Below are 16,620 nucleotides of genomic sequence, written 5' to 3' on the forward strand. Positions count from 1 at the left end.
CTAGTGCTGAACCGTCAGCTGTGGCTCGGACACCAGACCGAAGCTGCGCAGTACGCCGAGCAGCTCGTGGTGGCCGAACGCCTGGCAACCGCTCGCGAATCCGACCCGCTTGGGTGGCGTCTGCAGCAACGAGTACGCCGCGTACGCCTGCATCAGACCGGTCTGCTGGTAGTTGTTGTTGCCGTGGATGACGCAGTGCGCGCGTCCCAGTGGGCCGGAGGCGTGCACGGAGTCCAGCGTCTTGTTGACCCGCGGGTTCTCCCGGGGCGGCATCTCGTTCATCACCTGGCGAGCGGTCTCGGTCAGTGCTGCGTTCCGGTCGTCCGGAGCCATGTCCTTGGTGGCTTCGAGCGCCGCGGCGACGATCTGCGGGACCCCGTTCATCAGCGCGGCGTTGAACACGCCGCCCTGCGCCTTGCAGTTCGCAACGCGCGGATCGCGTTTGAACCAGACCGGGTGCGACATGCCGCCCCACGGGAGGGACAGCGCGAGCTCGTGCTGCCCTGGCACCACCAGTGGCACCAGACCCTGCTCGGGGAACTCGACGTACTGGTTGTTCTCCAGGAAGTGCGCCTTCGACGTCGCAGCGTTCACCAGGATCGTGCGGGTCGAGGCGATGGTCGGGCTGCCGCCCCAGAACACGGCGATGTCGAGCGAGTCGAGGCCGGGCTGCTCGAGGCAGAGCTGCGCAGCGATCTCGCTGGTGGTGTACATCTGCGCGATCCCCGGGGCCAGCACCAGGTTGGCCTCGGCGAACTGTGCGCCGTACTTCTCGTCGCAGGTCATCAGCCAGTCTTGCTCACCGGTCGTGTCGGTGTAGTGCGCACCGGCGGCCAGTGCGGCCTCCACTGCTGCCGGACCGAGCTCACTGAACGGCCCGACCGTGTTCAGGACGACGGATGCGCCCTTGAAGAGATCTGTCAGCGCAGCCACGTCATGGTCGACCGTGGCGATCTCGTAATCGGCTGTCTCGATGCCAGGGACATGTGCGTCCATGGACGCCTTGAGCTTCGCCTCGTCACGTCCGGCGGCCACAAACGGGACGTGGTACTGACGCAGGTACTCACAGACCAGGCGGCCCGTGTAGCCGGAGGCGCCGTAGACAACTACCGGTTTGGTCGCCATCACATCCCCATTCCGCCGTCGACAGGCAGTCCGATGCCGGTGATGAACCGGGACTCGTCCGACGCGAGGAAGACGACCGCGTCGGCCATGTCCGAGACCTCACCGAGCCGTCCGGCCGGTGTCAGTCCGACCACTGCGGCGACCGCTGCCTCCGGCGACTCGAACAGTCCGAGTTGCGCCACGTCGTTCGCCAGGCCGGCACCCATCGCGGTCGGGACCAGTCCGGGGTAGATGCAGTTGACGCGGACGCCGTACCCGAGCTTGCCGGACTCCATCGCGGCGACCCGGGTAAGACGGTCGACCGCGGACTTGGTCGCGGAGTACACCGCGATGCCGGGGAAGGCGATGGTGGCGGCGACCGAGGCGACGTTGATGATCGCGCCGCCCTGACCGGCCAGGCCCTCGGGCCGCATCGTCCGCAGACCCCACTTGACGCCGAGCGTGGTGCCGAGGACGTTCACCTCGAGCATCTTGCGGATCTGCTCGGCGGTGACCTCGGTGAGCAGGCTGGTGATCTCCACCCCCGCGTTGTTCACCAGGATGTCGAGGCCACCGAGGATGTCGTTGGCGGCGACGACCGCGTTCTCCCAGTCGCCGTCGTCGGTGATGTCGTGCGCGACGAAGCCGTTGCCGGCGCCGTACTCCTGGTCGAGCGCGTCGGCGACCGCCGCGCCGGCGTCCTTCTGGATGTCGCTGATCACGACTTTCGCGCCGGCTGCCGCGAGGGCTCTGGCCATGCCCTCACCCAGCCCCTGCGCGCCACCGGTGACCAAGGCCTTGCGGCCGGAGAGATCGAGTGAACCCATCTGTTGCTCCTTTGCTGACAGCGGACCCGCCGGGTGTTTCACACTCTGGCCATCTGTTTGACAGTCGTCAAGAGTTTGTTTGACAGTTGTCAAGAAAACACCCCGACCCGGGACGCGCCTGGCCCGGGGCGGGGTACTCTGACGCAACGCATCCATCAGCACCGAATCCAGTACCGCATCGATCAGGAGGGTGGGTGGTCTCGATGGCGTCCGCCAGCGCCGCCGAAGAGCGGCCGGCCCGCGTCTCCGGCATCGACAAGATCGAGCGCCGCCGGGTCGCGCTGGCCGAGTCGGCGCTGAAGACCCTCGGCGAGCTCGGGTACGCGCGCACCAGCCTGCGCGAGATCGCGAACAACTCCGAGTTCACCCACGGAGTCGTGCACTACTACTTCCGCGACAAGATCGACCTGATCAGCTACTGCGTGCGCTACTACAAGACCAAGTGCGCCCGACGGTACGACGAAGTGGTCGAGACCGCCACCTCGGGGGACGAGCTCGCGACGGGCTTCCTGGGCAAGATGACCCAGACGCTGGTCGAGGAGACCCCGATGCACAAGCTCTGGTACGACCTGCGCGCGCAGAGCATGTTCGAGGACCAGCTCCGCCCGGACGTCGAGGCGATCGACAAGCTGCTCGAAGAGATGATCTGGCGGATCCTGACCCGGTACGCCGACCTCACCGGCAACACGCCGGCGGTCGACGCGCCCACGGCGTACGCGCTCGTCGACGGCCTGTTCGAGCAGGCCGTGGTGGGCTACGCCGCGAACCCGGAGAAGACCCCCGCCCTGCTGGCCGACCGGATCATGCAGGTGCTTCCGAAGCTGGTCGCGGCGTAGCCGCTGGTGCTACTCGGCTCCGCAGTCGGCCTTGCAGAGCTTGTCGGTGAGAGTCAGGATCACGCCTGGCTGGTCGGAGTCGACCTCGGTCGAGTACTCGACTGTCCAGTTGCCGGCCGTCGTCTGGCCGGACGGCTTGCTGGCGTGCTGCTTGACCCAGTCGACGATCTGACCGCGCGGATTGACGTGCGCCAGCTCCAGCGCCTGCGGTGCGAACTCGGTCAGTGCGGCGGCCGCCTCTGCCGCTACACCGGTCGCCTGCAGTGAGAGCACCGCAGGGCGTGGCTGCTTGCCGAGGAGGACCTGCACCGAGGTGGTGCCTTTGCTGCAGGTCTCGTACGCCTCGTCGGTGCTGCACTGGTACTTCTGACCTGCGAACGCCGCAACGACCTGTGCAGCCGTAAGGTCCGGAAGGGTCTCTTCCGGACCTGTCGGCGTGCTGCTGCTGCCACCTGTCGGCGTGGCGGACGTGCTGGTCGATGCGTTGTCCGCCTTGGGCTCGTCGGACTTGCCCGAGCAGGCGGTCAGGACCGTCGCGCACACCAGCACGGCAGCGCCGAGCCGGCGGTTCAGACCGGCACCTCGATCGCAGCGTCCAACGCGATGGTGATCATCTCGGAGAAGGTCGTCTGGCGCTCCTCGGCGCTGGTCTCCTCCTTGGTGATCAGGTGGTCCGACACCGTCATGATGCCGAGCGCCCGGCGACCGAACTTCGCCGCCAGCGTGTACAGCGCCGCGGCCTCCATCTCGATCCCGAGGACGCCGTACTCCGCCGTCCGCGACACCAGGTCCGGGCGGTCGTTGTAGAACAGGTCGCCGGAGAACACCTGGCCGACGTGCACGTTCAGCCCGGCGGCCTCGGCCGCGTCCACAGCCGCGCGGAGCAGCTGGTAGTCCGCGGTCGGCGCGTAGTCGATGCCGTGGAAGCGCAGCCGGTTCATCTGCGAGTCGGTACTCGCGGACATCGCCACGATCACGTCGCGGACCCGGATCGCCTCGGTGAGCGCGCCACAGGTGCCGACCCGGATCAGGGTCTGGACGTCGTACTCCGCGAACAGCTCGTGCGCGTAGATCGACGCGGACGGCTGGCCCATACCGGAGCCCTGCACGGAGATGCGCTCGCCCTTGTAGGTGCCGGTGAACCCGAACATGTTCCGGACCTCGGTGTAGCAGATCACGTCCTCGAGGTACGTCTCCGCGATCCACTTGGCCCGCAGCGGGTCGCCGGGGAACAGCACCCGCGGCGCGATCTGCCCCTTCTCGGCGGCGATGTGAATACTCATGCGGGGATGCTCTCACGCCCCCGGGGTAGGTTGAGGCACGTGGCCTACTCCATCGCTTCCGGTTCGCTAGCCCTGTCCCGGTCCGTCCTCGACCGCGCCGCCGACCGCCGCCGTGACGACGACTGGCTGGAGAAGGCGTGGGCCTCCTCCGACACCCAGGTGGTCGCGGTGATCGGCGACCAGATCCAGGTGACCGAGGACCGCGCCGCGCTGCGGTTCGTGCCGCCGTCCGAGGCGCCTGAGGGGACGCGGATCTTCCTCGGCATCGACCGTGAGTCGGGGGCCGGCATGACCGCCGAGGGGCGGGCCGTGTTCGGCATCCTGGTCGAGGGCGAGGCCGACGAGTCGTACGGCGGCCTGCGCGAACTCGGCGCCGTACTGGACGACCGCGAGGCCGGAATCGCCGTGCACGTGATCGGACTGTCCAACTGGCACGGCGTCCACACGCACTGCGCGAACTGTGGCGCCCACACCGAAGTGGTCGAGGCCGGGCACGTCCGGCGCTGCCCGGTGTGCGGCCTGTCGCACTTCCCGCGCAGCGATCCGGCGATCATCGTGCTCGTCACCGACGACCAGGACCGCGCGCTGCTCGGGCGTAACGAGGCGTGGCCGCCCGGGCGGTACTCCACGCTCGCCGGGTTCGTGGAGCCGGGCGAGTCGCTGGAGGCCGCCGTACGGCGTGAGGTGCTCGAGGAGACCGGCGTGATCGTCGGCCCGGAGATCGAGTACGCCGGGAGCCAGCCGTGGCCGCTGCCCGCGAGCCTGATGCTCGGGTTCTACGCGAAGGCGACGGAGTTCGACATCGAGGTGGACGAGGACGAGATCGCCGAGGCGAAGTGGTTCACCCGGGAGGACGTCCGCGTGCTGGTCGAAGCCGGCACGATGGCCCTCCCGGGTGCGATCTCCATCTCCCGCCGCCTGATCGAAGGCTGGTACGGCGAGAGCCTCACCGGGAGCTGGTGACTAGCTGCCCACGTCCGAGCGCGCCGCGGCGACTCGGATGAGGACGCCCTCCCACTTCTGGACACTGCCGTTCGCCTCGAGCTCCCGGAGCTTCCGGTCGACCGCGAGGATGTAGGCCGCGTGGCTCGGCCAGTTGGCCTTGGCGCTGGGCAGGGTGTCGGTCAGTGTGCAGCCGTAGGTCAGGAACCGGTTCTGGACGTGGCTGTCGATGTTGCCCGTCCAGACCGTCGGCCTGAGGTCCGACTGTGCGCAGCCGTCTGTCGGCGGGGTGTACGAGGCCAGATTGGTCGGGTTGACGTAGCCGTCCGGACGCAGCAGCGAGTAGTAGGTGCCGTCCGGCGTCTGCGTGAGGCGGTTGAGGCCACGGCTGTGCAGGATCGTCGTGTGGCCGCTGAGGCTGTCCACCTCGAACAGTCGCCCGCCGGTCACGCCGTACAGGTAGCCGTCTCGCCAGGACAGTGCGCCGTCCTGTGAGCCGGTGGCTCCGCTGAAGACGGGCAGCAGACGCAGTACCGCACCGGTCGACGGGTCGGCGGCGAAGACGATGCCGTCGGCCAGACCCCAGATGTTGCCGTCCGGTCCGGTCGTCAGCTCGTTGATGCTCGCCGCACCCGGCACCGGTACGACATCGGTGAGCACCTGTCCCGTTGCCGGGTCGACCTTGACCAGGTGCGCTTCGGTGGCCCGCGGGTCGGTGCCTTGACCGCCCTCGATGCTGGAGCCGGCCCAGACATTCGCTCCGGCCGGGAGGATCGAGGCGATGGTCTGGTCGGTCACCAGGTTGCGGTAGACCGTGTGAGTCCCGGTCGGTACGTCGTACACGGTCAGCGCGCCGCCGTACTCGCCGTACGCCGGTGTGGTGCCGACGTACACGTGGTTGCCGTCGGGGACTACCGAGACTGGCCTGTTCTGGTGGTCACTGTCGACCAAACTGAACAGTTCCTTCGGGTTGGTCGGGCTCTCCGGCGCGGTCGGGTCCCACAGCGAAAGACGCCCGTACGGGTAGATGCCGACGTACATCTTGCCGTTGCCGTCCCAGGCCCAGCCCTCCACCTGTCCCTGCCGGGTAGTAGTGGCGGTCTTGCCGGTCACAGGGTCGTAGATGCCGGTGGTGCCGTTCAGATAGACGTTGACGAACACCTTGCCCGTGCTGGGGTCGGCCAGCTCGTGCATGAGCGGCGACGGCACGTACTGGAACGGTGAGCTCCACTGCGCCAGCGTCCCGTCCGCGGGGTTGTAGCGGAACGTCCCACCGGAGTAGTTACCGGCCAGACCGTACAGAACAGGTACGCCGTTCTCGGTCACCCAGCCGTATCCGATCGAGGCGCCACGGGTCAGAGTGCGCGGCGGTGAGACCGGACCGACCGTGTTGGTGTCCAGGTCGTAGTGAGTGAGAGCCAGGGTGTTGTTGGTGAAGTAGACGCCACCCGGTCCGGCTGCGGAGACACCGCGCGCGGCGATCGGGTAGTCCATCACCTGCTGGCCGGTCGTGGCGTCGGTGTACTTGATCTGCTCACCGGTGACCGCGTCGACCACCACCAGCCGGCTGCTGGCGTTCGCGAACACCTTGCCGCCGGCGTAGTCCAGGTCGATGAAGTCCTTCGCCGTCGTGCCCGGGGGAGTGATGTCCTCGACGGCCTTGGTGGCGACGTCGATGCGGAGCAGTCTGGCGTTCGGAGTGGAGACGCCGACGAACAGCTTGTTGTGGTCGGGGTCGTAGACCGTGGACCGGGCGTACTGCTGCACCGGGTCGAGTGAGCCGTAGTCAGTGACCTGACCGGTGCCGGCGTCGTACTTGAACGCGTGCGCGGTCGGGTACGTCCCGGCGTACACATTGCCGGCCTGGTCGGTGGTGAGTCCGTAGATCTGCGACTCGCCCGGAATGGGCTGGCCCAGGTCGGTCACCGCACCGGTGACGGGGCTGTAGCGGTAGAGGTGCGCGTTCGCGTAGGTGCCGAGGTAGACGTCGCCGTTCGGCGTCACGACGATCGCCCAGCCGCCGGCGGCGCCCGGCAGCGGCACGGTGCGGATCAGTTCGCGCGAGTGCAGGTCGACGACGTTCAAACGGGCGTTCTCGCCGGCCGGTACGGCGTACACGACGTCGCGGCCGTCCGGGGTGTGGCCGATCGCGCCTTCCATGATCGTCAGCGAGCTGATCGGCGAGCCGAGGTCCTTGATGGCGTCGGCGGCCGGTGCGAACGGTTTCGTCGGGGTGCCGAGCGGCCAGTTCTCCGACGGGAAGGGATCGGGCCGGCCGCCCGGTGGCGCGGCGCCGGCGGGCAGCCCGCCCGTCGCGAGCAGGCCGAGGACGGCGGCGAGAGTGATCAGGACATGACCGACAGGACGGCGCGAGAACATGGGCGGACTCCCTGCGACGTAGTTCATCGCAAGGTATAACGGTCATGACCGTAATGTCCATAACTCAGGCGATATGACCCGCCCGGGTTCCGGAAAGGCTCAGGCGGCGAGCTTGTCCGCGACCTGGGCCAGCGACGGGTTGGTCATCGCGGTGCCGTCCGGGAAGACCACCGTCGGCACCGTCTGGTTGCCGTTGTTGATCTTCTCGACGATCTCGGCGGCCCCCGGGACCTGCTCGATGTCGATCTCGGTGAACTCGATACCGGCCCGCTTGAGCTGGCCCTTGAGCCGGTGGCAGTAGCCGCACCAAGGCGTGGAGTACATCGTGAATGCCGACATCGGCGGACTCCTATGTGGGAGTGGGAGGGGTTTTGTCGGGCCGCCCGTCTAGGGTTGCCTTCGACGTATTCGAACCATGGTGCAGGTGGTGCTGTTCCCGCATGTCTCAACCCGTGAGCGACTTCACACGTCCGGCGTCCGCCGAGAGTCTCCTCGAGGCCCTCGACCCGGAGCAGCGGGCGGTCGCGACCTCGTTGCACGGGGCGGTCGCGGTGATGGCGGGCGCGGGGACCGGCAAGACCCGGGCGATCACCCACCGGATCGCGTACGGCGTCCGCACCGGCACCTTCGACCCGGTCCGGGTGCTCGCGGTGACGTTCACCCAGCGGGCGGCCGGCGAGATGCGCGGACGGCTCGCGCAGCTCGGCGTCCAGGGCGTGCAGGCGCGGACCTTCCACTCCGCCGCGCTCCGCCAGGCCCGCTTCTTCTGGCCGAAGGTGTACGGCGGTGAGCTGCCGCCGATCGCGGACCGCAAGTTCCCATTGCTCACCGAGGCGGCGTCGCGCTGCCGCGTCCGGGTGGACACGCCCGCGCTCCGCGACCTGGCCGGTGAGGTGGAGTGGGCCAAGGTGAGCAACGTCCGGCCCGACGACTACGCGCGGCTGGCGCCGAAGTCGGGGCGCACGCTGGCGGCCTTCGACCCGGCCACGATCGCCCGGATCTTCGCGGCGTACGAGGACGTCAAGCTGGAGCGCGGGCGGATCGACCTGGAGGACGTGCTGCTCTGCGCGGTCGCACTGCTCGCGGAGGACGAGCGAGTCGCCGCGGAGATCCGCCGGCAGTACCGGACGTTCGTCGTGGACGAGTACCAGGACGTCTCGCCGCTGCAGCAGAGCCTGCTGGACCTCTGGCTCGGCGGGCGCGAGGACGTGTGTGTGGTCGGCGACCCGGCGCAGACCATCTACTCCTGGGCGGGCGCCGAGCCGGAGAACCTGGTGCGCTTCGCGTCCCGGCACCCGGAAGCCACGGTGATCAAGCTGGTCCGTGACTACCGGTCGACCCCGCAGATCGTCGACGTGGCGAACAAGATCCTGGACGCCGCCGGTCCGACCGGCCTGCCCGGCCGGGTGACCCTGCGGTCGCAGAAGGAGGCCGGTCCGAGTCCGGTCTACCGCGAGTACTCCGATGAGGTCGCGGAGGCGGACGCGGTGGCGCGGGCGGTGGTGCGACTGCGGGACGAGGGCGTCGCGCTGCGGGACATCGCCGTACTGTTCCGGACCAACGCGCAGTCGGAGAACTTCGAGCAGGCGCTGGCCGAGCGGAAGATCCCGACCGTGCTCAAGGGGGCGGAGCGGTTCTTCGAGCGGGCGGAGATCCGGCAGGCCGCCGTACTGCTGCGCGGTCAGGCGAAGGCAGGGGACCTGTCCGACGACCTGGTGACCACGGTGACCGGCGTACTCGCGGGGGCCGGGTGGTCGCCGGAGCCGCCGACCGGGACCGGCGCGGTGCGGGACCGGTGGGAGTCGCTGAGCGCGCTGGTGACGATGACGTCGGACTTCGCGTCGGAGCATCCGGAGGCCCGGTTGCCGGAGCTGATGGCCGAGCTCGACCGGCGGGCGTCGATCCAGCACGCGCCGCTGGCGGAGGGTGTCACGCTGGCGACGCTGCACGCCGCGAAGGGTCTGGAGTGGGACTGCGTCTTCATCGTCGGGGCCCACGAGGGGACCCTGCCGATCAGCTACGCCCAGACACCGGCGCAGGTCGAGGAAGAGCGGCGGCTGTTTTATGTCGGCGTGACGCGGGCCAAACAGCAGTTGTTCGTCAGTTGGTCCACCTCTCGCTCGCCGGGCGGGCGGGGCACGCGTGGACCGACCCGCTTCCTGGACCCGATCGGTGTCCGCAGCGCGCGGACCGAGTGGACCCCGTCGTCCTCGGTCGGCTGGGAGCGGCCGTCGTCCTCGAGCTCGTCGAAGTCCGGCCGGCCGATCCCGAAGTGCCGGGTCTGCGGGCGCGGACTGCTCGACCCCGGCGCGCGCAAGCTCGGCCGCTGCGAGAGCTGCCCGTCCACGATCGACCAGAAGCTGTACGACGCCCTGGTCGAGTGGCGGACCGAGCAGGCGGAGTCCGAGCGGATGCCGGCGTTCGTGATCCTCACCGACGCGACGCTGACCGCGATCGCCGAGACCAGGCCGAGCGATCCCCAGGCGCTCCGGCAGATCCCGGGGATCGGTCACACCAAACTGGCGAAGTACGGCGAACACATCCTCAACCTCTGCACGCGCTGAGCCGCCCGCCCCGGCGGCAAATGTGTTGCCAGGCCCGGGAACCCGGGTGCACCCTGGACGACAGGCCGTGTTCTGCTCCTGGCAGACGTGGCAGTTAGGTGACAGAGGCAACGATCTCGGAGCGTGCGGACGGCGCCCCGGAGCGTGCCGGAATCCTGCAACGGCAGCCAGATTCGGCCGCCGGAGCGGCAACTTCCGGCCAACTTGGCGAACTGGCGATAAATAGTTTGCAGGCTCCGACCCCGGCGGCGTACTGTTCTTTCTGCGGTCGAAGCCTGGCCGAAAACTTCAAACCACCATAGCGATCGAGCTAACCGCCCGCTTCGCCACAACGAGAGGAGGTGCCCTGGAAATGATCACCAACACGGTTAAGAAGCCGTTCAGCGACGCTGCCGCGCTGCCGTGCGCCCCGATTCAGGGTGCCTCGCCGCGCCTGCACGTCGCGACCGTTGTGCTCATGGCTTCCGGCGCTGCCCAGTTCAAGGGCGGAGCTGTCGGCGATGTGAAGCACGGCGGTTCGGGTTCTCGAGCATGGAGTCCACCGGTCTGACAGACGTCAGCGCCGGCACCTCCAAGGCCGCGGAACCCGAAAAGGGTCCCGCGGCCCTTTTGTTTGTCAGCACAGTTTTGGTGACTACCAACCGGTAGTCGTCACGGACGACAAGAGATCAGCACCAAAGTCACTGGGAGGTGACCGGAATGAGCGTGAGCTTCCTCGATGTCTTCACCGAGGTGGCAACGTCGCAGGACCTGCCCTGTCGGTCCTACGCGCCAGAACTCTTCTTCGCCGAATCGCCGGCGGACGTCGAGTACGCGAAGTCTCTCTGCACGACCTGCCCGCTGAAGGCCGAGTGCCTGGCCGGAGCGCTCGAGCGTTCCGAGCCGTGGGGAGTGTGGGGCGGCGAGCTGTTCGTCCAGGGTGTGGTGGTTCCGCGCAAGCGGCCCCGCGGACGCCCTCGCAAGAGCGACACCGTAACCGCGGCCTGAACGACCTCCAACCATCCGAATCGAGTCCGAACGATGACCACACAGACTTTTAACAGGAGCACCGAAATGCATTTACTCAATGAAGATCTCGCCCGTGCTCATTGTCGTTTCAAATTGAACGACGCAGAGCAGAACCGGCGCTTCCGCCTCGCTCACCAGATCGAGAAGGCGCAGAAGCAGGCCGAGCGGGCCGGCCGGCGAGCTGAGAGGGCCAGCGCACGCGCGCGCCTCGCACTCGCCCGCCTCGTCTGAAACACCCGTAGTACAGCCTGACCAGCTGAATCACTGAGGGGCGGCTCCCACCGGGGGAGCCGCCCCTCAGCCACGCCTTCGGAGCAGTGCCTGCTGGAGTCCGATCAGCGTGATCCCACTGACGATCTCGTGCCGCGCGATCATCCCGGGTACGTCGGCCAACGGGATCCACTCGATCCGGTCCGACTCGTTCCGCTCCGTCGGCTCACCGGCCCGTACGGCGTCAGTCGCGGAGTACACGAAATGCCGCGAGTCCATGATCCCGGCGGCCGGCTCGGAGCGGATCAACTCGGTGAGCGCACCCGCCCGCCACCCGGTCTCCTCCTCGAGTTCCCGCGCGGCTGCGGCCATCGGGGTCTCACCGGGCTCGATGATCCCCATCGGGATCTCCCACGCCCAGGTGTCGGTCAGGAACCGGTGCCGCCACATCAGCAGCACGTGCTCGTCGCGGAGGACAACCGCCGCGGCGATGTCCTTGAGCCGGACCGCGTGGTAGTCGAACCGCTCGCCGTCGGGTTGCTCGACGTCCAACCGCCGGACGCTCAGCCACCGATTGCCCCAGACTTCGCCCTCGCTGTGAACGGTCCATCGCACGCGGTGCAGACTAGTCGTATGGGAGTTGCCGCGTGTGCGTTGTGTGGTCAGCAGGGTGAGTCGGAGGACGTTCCGCTGACCTGGGCGACGTCGATCGAGGGCGGCCGGAAGTTGCTGTTCTGCGATCGTTGCGCCCGGGAGAACGTGCGCAGTATCGAGGGAAAGATGGACTCGGTCCACTGGTGACTCAGTACTGATCCGGTACCCGCATCGCCGGGCGGACGTGCAGCTGCCGCAGGTTGCCGATCTCGTCGGTGGACTTCTTCCGACCGTATGTCGATTCCGGGTCGACCCGGTCGACGCAGAGGTGAAGACACTCCTGCGGAAGGACCGGAATCATGACCCTCACCCTCGCGGCCGACCCCGTGGCGACCGGCAGGCGGCAGTGGATCGCGCTGGGCGTGCTGTGCCTGGCAACGCTGCTGGTGTCGCTGGACCTGTTCGTGATGCTGCTCGCCGTTCCGGCCGTCACCGAGGCGCTCGGCGCCACCAGTAGCCAGCAGCTCTGGATCCTGGACGTGTACGGGTTCATGGTGGCCGGCCTGATGATCACGATGGGCAGCCTCGGTGACCGGCTCGGCCGGCGGCGCCTGCTGCTGATCGCGGCCGCCGTGTTCGGGGTCGCCTCGATCGTGGCGGCGTACTCCGTGAGCCCCGCGATGCTGATCGGGGCTCGGGCGGTGCTGGGGATCGCGGGTGCGGCGATCGCGCCGTGCACGCTGGCGCTGATCTCCACGCTGTTCCCGGACGAGCGGCAGCGGGCGACCGCGCTGGGTGTCTGGGGCGGCTGCTTCACCGTCGGCGCCGTGGTAGGTCCGATCGTCGGCGGCGTGCTGCTGAACCACTTCTGGTGGGGTTCCGCGTTCCTGATCGGTGTCCCGGCGATGGTGGCGCTGCTGGCGGTGGGGCCGTTCCTGCTCCCCGAGTACCGGAACGAGAAGGCTGGGCGGATCGACGTACTGAGTGTCGTCCTGTCGCTGGCGGCGATTCTGCCGGCCATTCACGGGCTCAAGCACCTGGCGGCGCACGGGGCCGGCGCGCAGTCCATCGGAGCGCTGGTGATCGGGGCCGTCTTCGGGTGGGTCTTCGTACGGCGGCAGCTGCGCCTGGCCGAACCGCTGGTCGACGTGCGGCTGTTCACGCGGCGGACTTTCAGCGTGACGCTCGGCAGCATGACGGCGTACTCGATGCTCTCCGGAGGCGTGATGGTGTTCGTCGCGCAGTACTTCCAGCTGGTGAAGGGGATGACCCCGCTGGCGGCCGGGCTCGCGCTGGTGCCGGGCATGATCACGTCGACGATCGGCTTCCAGCTCGCGCCGCGGCTCGCGCGCCGGATCCGCCCAGGCATTCTGATCCCGGCCGGTGTCGCATTCACGGTCGCCGGGATGATCGTGGTCAGCCTGACGACGTCGACAGCGGTGCTGGTCGTCGCGTTCGCGGTGGAGTGCTTCGGGCCCGGCGCGCTGGTCATCCTCGGCACGAACCTGGTCATCGGTTCGGTCCCGCCGGAGCAGGCAGGCTCGGCCGGTGCGCTGACCCAGACCGGCAACGAGTTCGGTTACTCGCTCGGCATCGCCGTCCTCGGCAGCGTGGTCACTGCGGTGTACCGCGGCCACATGGACGGGCGTGGTGGCAACTCGCTCGGCGAGGCCATCGACCAAGGCGTGCCGAGCGACGTACTGGACGCCGCCCGCCACGCCTTCACCTCAGGCCTTCACCTGGCCGCGGGTATCACTGCCGTGGCACTCGCCGGTATGGCGATTCTCCTGGCGGTCACCCTCCGCTCAGTGCCCGCGCTGAGCCGGAAGAACTGAAGCCAGTGAATTCGGCGGCGCCGCGAGTCCCGGCGCCGCCGTTCGCAGCCGACATGAACAGGCCGCCATCAAGCACGGACCCCGCCGGTACGACGGAGCTCGCGATCGTGGTCCACGTCGTACCGTCCGGACTGCACGCTGCGGTCACGGTGTCGCCGTCTCGCGTCAGGCGCAACCACTGTGGAGCAGTCCGTCCGGTGACGTTGCGGTACTGGTCCAGCGAGCCGTTGCCGTCGGAGTCCCACGAGTAGACGCAACCGTTGTCCGGAGTGATCGCTACGTTGGCCAGTCCGGCGCTGCTGGTCGTGGTCAGGTCGGGGCTGATGACCAGACCGGCTCGTGCCCAGGGGCCGGTGCGGTCCTGGGTGACTACGCGAGTGGTGAGCGATCCACCTGCCACCAGCGCGTTCTGGCGGTAGATGGTGCCGTACTGCTTCGTCGTACCCCACATGTCGTTTCCGGCGCCTTCGATGAGGTAGGAGTCACCGGACTGAGCGAATACAGCGTTGTTGGTCGTGAGTGTGCGGTTCGGCTCTTGCACTGGCCCAGCGCGCAGAACGCGGACAGACGCTGCCGACTGGTCAGTGCGGGCAGTTAGCGTGGCGGTCAGGTGTGCTGCGGATCCTGTCGCTGTCACCGTGAAGGAAGCGGTGGTGCGTTCACCAGGCGCCAGTCGGGGGACGGCGACGGACGCTGGTTCCACTGTGAGGCCGCTGTCGGCTGGAGCAGTCAGCGTCACGTTGACGTCGGAGGCGGTCTGGAACGGGTCGACATTGCGCAGACTGGCCGTCACAGTCGTTTTGGCGCCGTCCGGCACGCTGGCCGGCGTTGCGGTGGCTGTCAGCGTGATCGGCTCGGGGTGTGCGGTCAGGTAGCTGACGACCTGCTGTGCGACCTGGTGGATGTCACCGGCAGGCTTCTGGGGCAGTGGCGTCGTGGACGCGGTCCAGTCGGCGCCGCGCTGGTACCAGTCGAAGGTGGACGGGGCCCGGTTGTCGCGCAACGCTGCGGACAGGTCGTCCAGGTACGCCTTCCAGCGCGGCGCGTAGTACGTGCTGATCAGACCGGACCACTCACGGTTGGCGTAGTCACTGAGACCGGCGTTGAATCCGGCCCGCGTACCCCAGATGGTGAGGATGGTGCGGGCGCTCTTCTGAAGTGACGGGTCGCCGGCGTTCGCCAGCCATGGTCCGAGCATCGTCTGCCGGTTGGTCGCCGTCACCTGTTCCAGCAGCGCCATCTGGTCCAGCCACTGCGCCTTGAGCTTGTCGAACGTCGTCAGGTCCTTGGCGTCGTACGCCGCCTTGAGCCGCGGGAGCAGCGTCCGACTCCGGTTCGACAACACCTGCCGCGTCACGTCCATCAGGTCATAGCGGTATGCCGCATTACCGCGCAGCCGTCGATCGACCGAGAGCAGCGCCGGTAGGGCGGTTGCGAAGTCCGTTGCGTCGTACTGCATCGAGCCGGGTGACCACGTTGCCGCGGAGTCGGCGGTCAGCGACGGAGTGGCGGCGTACAGACCGTCCTGCGCCTCACTGCTCCCGGCGAGCGAGTACGCCGTTTTGCCGATCGCGGCCCACGCCGTCGCGGATGCCGGGTCGGAACCGCCGTACCGCCGCTGGGACCAGTCCTTGAACCAACTGTCCCGCTCGATCGGTCCGCTGCGCCACGCGAGACCGGTGAGGTACTCGAAGGCCGCTGGATTGTTGTCACTCGCTTCGGGCATCACCGCGATGCCGTCGAGCGTGCCGCCGGTTTCTGAGCGCCAGCGCCAGAAGCGGTCCTCCCAGGTCGTCGTGGCCGCGCCGATCGTGGTGTGACCGCCGAAGTTCCAGATCGAGCCAAAGGCGTACGTCGAGTCCGGCCAGGTCTTGTTGCGGTTCTGGTCAGTCCGGTCGGAGAGGCCGTCGACGATCAGGATGCGTGAGCGGTCGATGCCCGCCAGTGTGTCCGGTCGCGGGTTGCTCTGCCAGCCGAGGAACACCCAAGTGGCTCCGGGGCGTGCAGCCTGCAGTGCGTCCTGGACTGCCTTGCTGGCCGCACCGACCGGCACCGGACCGGGCTGGCCTCCCTCGTGCAACAGGTCCATCTTGTAGTGCGTACTGCGACCGAACAGCCGCTCCGAGCTGGCGTAGAACGCCCTGGCCACGTCGGCGAACGGAGTGCTCGTCGGGTCGAGCCAGTCCGGTCGCTGGAAGCCCACCCAGTTGCCCTGTGGGACGGTACGCGCGCCGGGGGCCTTGGCTGCGAAGCCAGGCGGGACGGTGCCGAAGTACCCGGGGAGGACTGGGGTGATGCCGAGATCGCGAAGTCTGTCGATGATCTTGCGGCCCAGGTCGGCGCGCTGACGGACCTGACCGGCGGTCATCGCGGCCGGGAAGCTGGACATGTTCTGCAGCAGCCACCACGGTTGGTGGCTTGGCTGCGGGACCCAGTTCAGCAGCTCGCTCTCGGAGTACCCGAACTGCTGGAACGTGTCGACGTACACGGCCTCCGCCCCGACCGGGACGAAGACCTCGTTGATCCCGTGCAGCGCGAGGACGTCGATCTCGTGCTCCCACTCGGCCCACGTGCGGTACGCGCCGGTGTAGCCGTCGTCGGTGTCGTTGAGCGCGAAGCGGTTGGCGACCGTTGCCGCCTGGTGCAGCGGGTGGTTCGGGGTAGGCAGGATGCGCGGGAGACGGGCGAGCGAGTCGCCGTTCCAGGAGACGTCGACGCGCGCGACCTGCTCGAGGTACGCGTTGAAGCCGGCCAGCATCGCGCTCGGCGTGGTGGCCGAGATCCGCACGTTCCGGCCGTGCCGGTCGACGTCGTACGACTCACCGGCCGGCGGTAGGGCGTGGAGCTCGACCTGGTCGGCCTGAGCGGGGACGAGACGCTTGATCAGGGCTCCGACCGATGTGGTGTCCCAGGGCTGCGGTGGGCCTGCCAGGGCACTGGGAGCGGCGGTCGCCAGCAGGGCGAGAGGGAGGGTGAGGGCCAGGAATCGGCGCATTGGGCGGTCCTTCCGGGAAAGGAAAGGTCGCTACATTAAGCGG

The 16,620-nt window shown here is 68.3% G+C and carries 17 protein-coding genes; 8 read left to right on the forward strand and 9 right to left on the reverse strand.

Going from position 1 to position 16,620, the window contains the following annotated elements:
- Together ACFYRH_RS28925 and ACFYRH_RS28930 are read right to left on the reverse strand one after the other, a co-directional pair.
- Positions 1 to 1,125, reverse strand: a complete 1,125-nt coding sequence (locus tag ACFYRH_RS28925; RefSeq protein ID WP_387781948.1) for a DUF5938 domain-containing protein — start codon at positions 1,123 to 1,125, stop codon at positions 1 to 3.
- On the reverse strand, positions 1,125 to 1,931 hold the full coding sequence (locus tag ACFYRH_RS28930; protein ID WP_387781950.1) for an SDR family NAD(P)-dependent oxidoreductase: 807 nt from the start codon (positions 1,929 to 1,931) through the stop codon (positions 1,125 to 1,127). The genes ACFYRH_RS28925 and ACFYRH_RS28930 overlap by 1 nt, the downstream gene beginning before the upstream one ends.
- Positions 1,932 to 2,134: 203 nt before the next feature.
- Here ACFYRH_RS28930 and ACFYRH_RS28935 point away from each other — a divergent pair, with 203 nt between their 5' ends.
- Complete coding sequence (locus ACFYRH_RS28935; RefSeq protein WP_387781952.1) at positions 2,135 to 2,767, forward strand: TetR/AcrR family transcriptional regulator; 633 nt, start codon at positions 2,135 to 2,137, stop codon at positions 2,765 to 2,767.
- Positions 2,768 to 2,776: 9 nt separating this feature from the next.
- Here ACFYRH_RS28935 and ACFYRH_RS28940 read toward each other — a convergent pair whose 3' ends face one another.
- Together ACFYRH_RS28940 and deoD are read right to left on the reverse strand one after the other, a co-directional pair.
- Entirely contained in the window at positions 2,777 to 3,310 is a 534-nt protein-coding gene (locus ACFYRH_RS28940) for a hypothetical protein (RefSeq protein ID WP_387781954.1), read from the reverse strand.
- 26 nt (positions 3,311 to 3,336) lie between these two features.
- A complete protein-coding gene (gene deoD, locus ACFYRH_RS28945; protein ID WP_387781956.1) occupies positions 3,337 to 4,050 on the reverse strand; it encodes a purine-nucleoside phosphorylase in 714 nt (237 codons plus the stop codon).
- Between the two features lie 39 nt (positions 4,051 to 4,089).
- On the opposite strand from deoD, the gene nudC reads away from it, so the two are divergent.
- Complete coding sequence (nudC, locus tag ACFYRH_RS28950; RefSeq protein WP_387781958.1) at positions 4,090 to 5,013, forward strand: NAD(+) diphosphatase; 924 nt, start codon at positions 4,090 to 4,092, stop codon at positions 5,011 to 5,013.
- On the opposite strand, the gene ACFYRH_RS28955 is transcribed toward nudC, so the two are convergent.
- Entirely contained in the window at positions 5,014 to 7,371 is a 2,358-nt protein-coding gene (locus ACFYRH_RS28955) for a hypothetical protein (RefSeq protein ID WP_387781960.1), read from the reverse strand.
- Between the two features lie 99 nt (positions 7,372 to 7,470).
- Entirely contained in the window at positions 7,471 to 7,710 is a 240-nt protein-coding gene (locus ACFYRH_RS28960; protein ID WP_387781962.1) for a mycoredoxin, read from the reverse strand.
- A gap of 101 nt (positions 7,711 to 7,811) precedes the next feature.
- Between ACFYRH_RS28960 and ACFYRH_RS28965 the strand changes: the two genes are divergently transcribed.
- The 4 genes from ACFYRH_RS28965 to ACFYRH_RS28980 all read left to right on the forward strand — a co-directional run bounded on the left by ACFYRH_RS28965 (position 7,812) and on the right by ACFYRH_RS28980 (position 11,174).
- On the forward strand, positions 7,812 to 9,935 hold the full coding sequence (locus tag ACFYRH_RS28965) for an ATP-dependent DNA helicase UvrD2 (protein WP_387781964.1): 2,124 nt from the start codon (positions 7,812 to 7,814) through the stop codon (positions 9,933 to 9,935).
- A 352-nt stretch (positions 9,936 to 10,287) separates the two neighbouring features.
- Positions 10,288 to 10,485, forward strand: a complete 198-nt coding sequence (locus tag ACFYRH_RS28970) for a hypothetical protein (RefSeq protein ID WP_387781966.1) — start codon at positions 10,288 to 10,290, stop codon at positions 10,483 to 10,485.
- Between the two features lie 149 nt (positions 10,486 to 10,634).
- The gene (locus ACFYRH_RS28975) at positions 10,635 to 10,922 is read left to right on the forward strand and encodes a WhiB family transcriptional regulator (RefSeq protein ID WP_131285495.1); all 288 of its coding nucleotides are present in this window, start codon (positions 10,635 to 10,637) and stop codon (positions 10,920 to 10,922) included.
- Between the two features lie 33 nt (positions 10,923 to 10,955).
- Positions 10,956 to 11,174, forward strand: a complete 219-nt coding sequence (locus tag ACFYRH_RS28980; RefSeq protein WP_387781968.1) for a hypothetical protein — start codon at positions 10,956 to 10,958, stop codon at positions 11,172 to 11,174.
- Between the two features lie 66 nt (positions 11,175 to 11,240).
- Here the strand turns inward: ACFYRH_RS28980 and ACFYRH_RS28985 are convergent, their stop codons facing one another.
- The gene (locus tag ACFYRH_RS28985) at positions 11,241 to 11,768 is read right to left on the reverse strand and encodes an NUDIX domain-containing protein (RefSeq protein ID WP_387781970.1); all 528 of its coding nucleotides are present in this window, start codon (positions 11,766 to 11,768) and stop codon (positions 11,241 to 11,243) included.
- A gap of 18 nt (positions 11,769 to 11,786) precedes the next feature.
- Here ACFYRH_RS28985 and ACFYRH_RS28990 point away from each other — a divergent pair, with 18 nt between their 5' ends.
- The gene (locus ACFYRH_RS28990) at positions 11,787 to 11,954 is read left to right on the forward strand and encodes a hypothetical protein (protein WP_387781972.1); all 168 of its coding nucleotides are present in this window, start codon (positions 11,787 to 11,789) and stop codon (positions 11,952 to 11,954) included.
- Between the two features lies 1 nt (position 11,955).
- Here ACFYRH_RS28990 and ACFYRH_RS28995 read toward each other — a convergent pair whose 3' ends face one another.
- Positions 11,956 to 12,108: a hypothetical protein gene (locus ACFYRH_RS28995; RefSeq protein WP_387781974.1), complete on the reverse strand. Its 153-nt coding sequence runs from the start codon at positions 12,106 to 12,108 to the stop codon at positions 11,956 to 11,958.
- Between ACFYRH_RS28995 and ACFYRH_RS29000 the strand changes: the two genes are divergently transcribed.
- Complete coding sequence (locus tag ACFYRH_RS29000) at positions 12,107 to 13,582, forward strand: MFS transporter (protein ID WP_387781976.1); 1,476 nt, start codon at positions 12,107 to 12,109, stop codon at positions 13,580 to 13,582. The genes ACFYRH_RS28995 and ACFYRH_RS29000 overlap by 2 nt on opposite strands.
- Here the strand turns inward: ACFYRH_RS29000 and ACFYRH_RS29005 are convergent.
- Positions 13,542 to 16,577, reverse strand: a complete 3,036-nt coding sequence (locus tag ACFYRH_RS29005) for an alpha-N-acetylglucosaminidase TIM-barrel domain-containing protein (protein WP_387781978.1) — start codon at positions 16,575 to 16,577, stop codon at positions 13,542 to 13,544. The genes ACFYRH_RS29000 and ACFYRH_RS29005 overlap by 41 nt on opposite strands.
- Positions 16,578 to 16,620: the final 43 nt, after the last annotated feature.

Origin of the sequence: Kribbella sp. NPDC004875 (assembly GCF_042873375.1) — a bacterium.
Lineage (GTDB): Bacteria > Actinomycetota > Actinomycetes > Propionibacteriales > Kribbellaceae > Kribbella.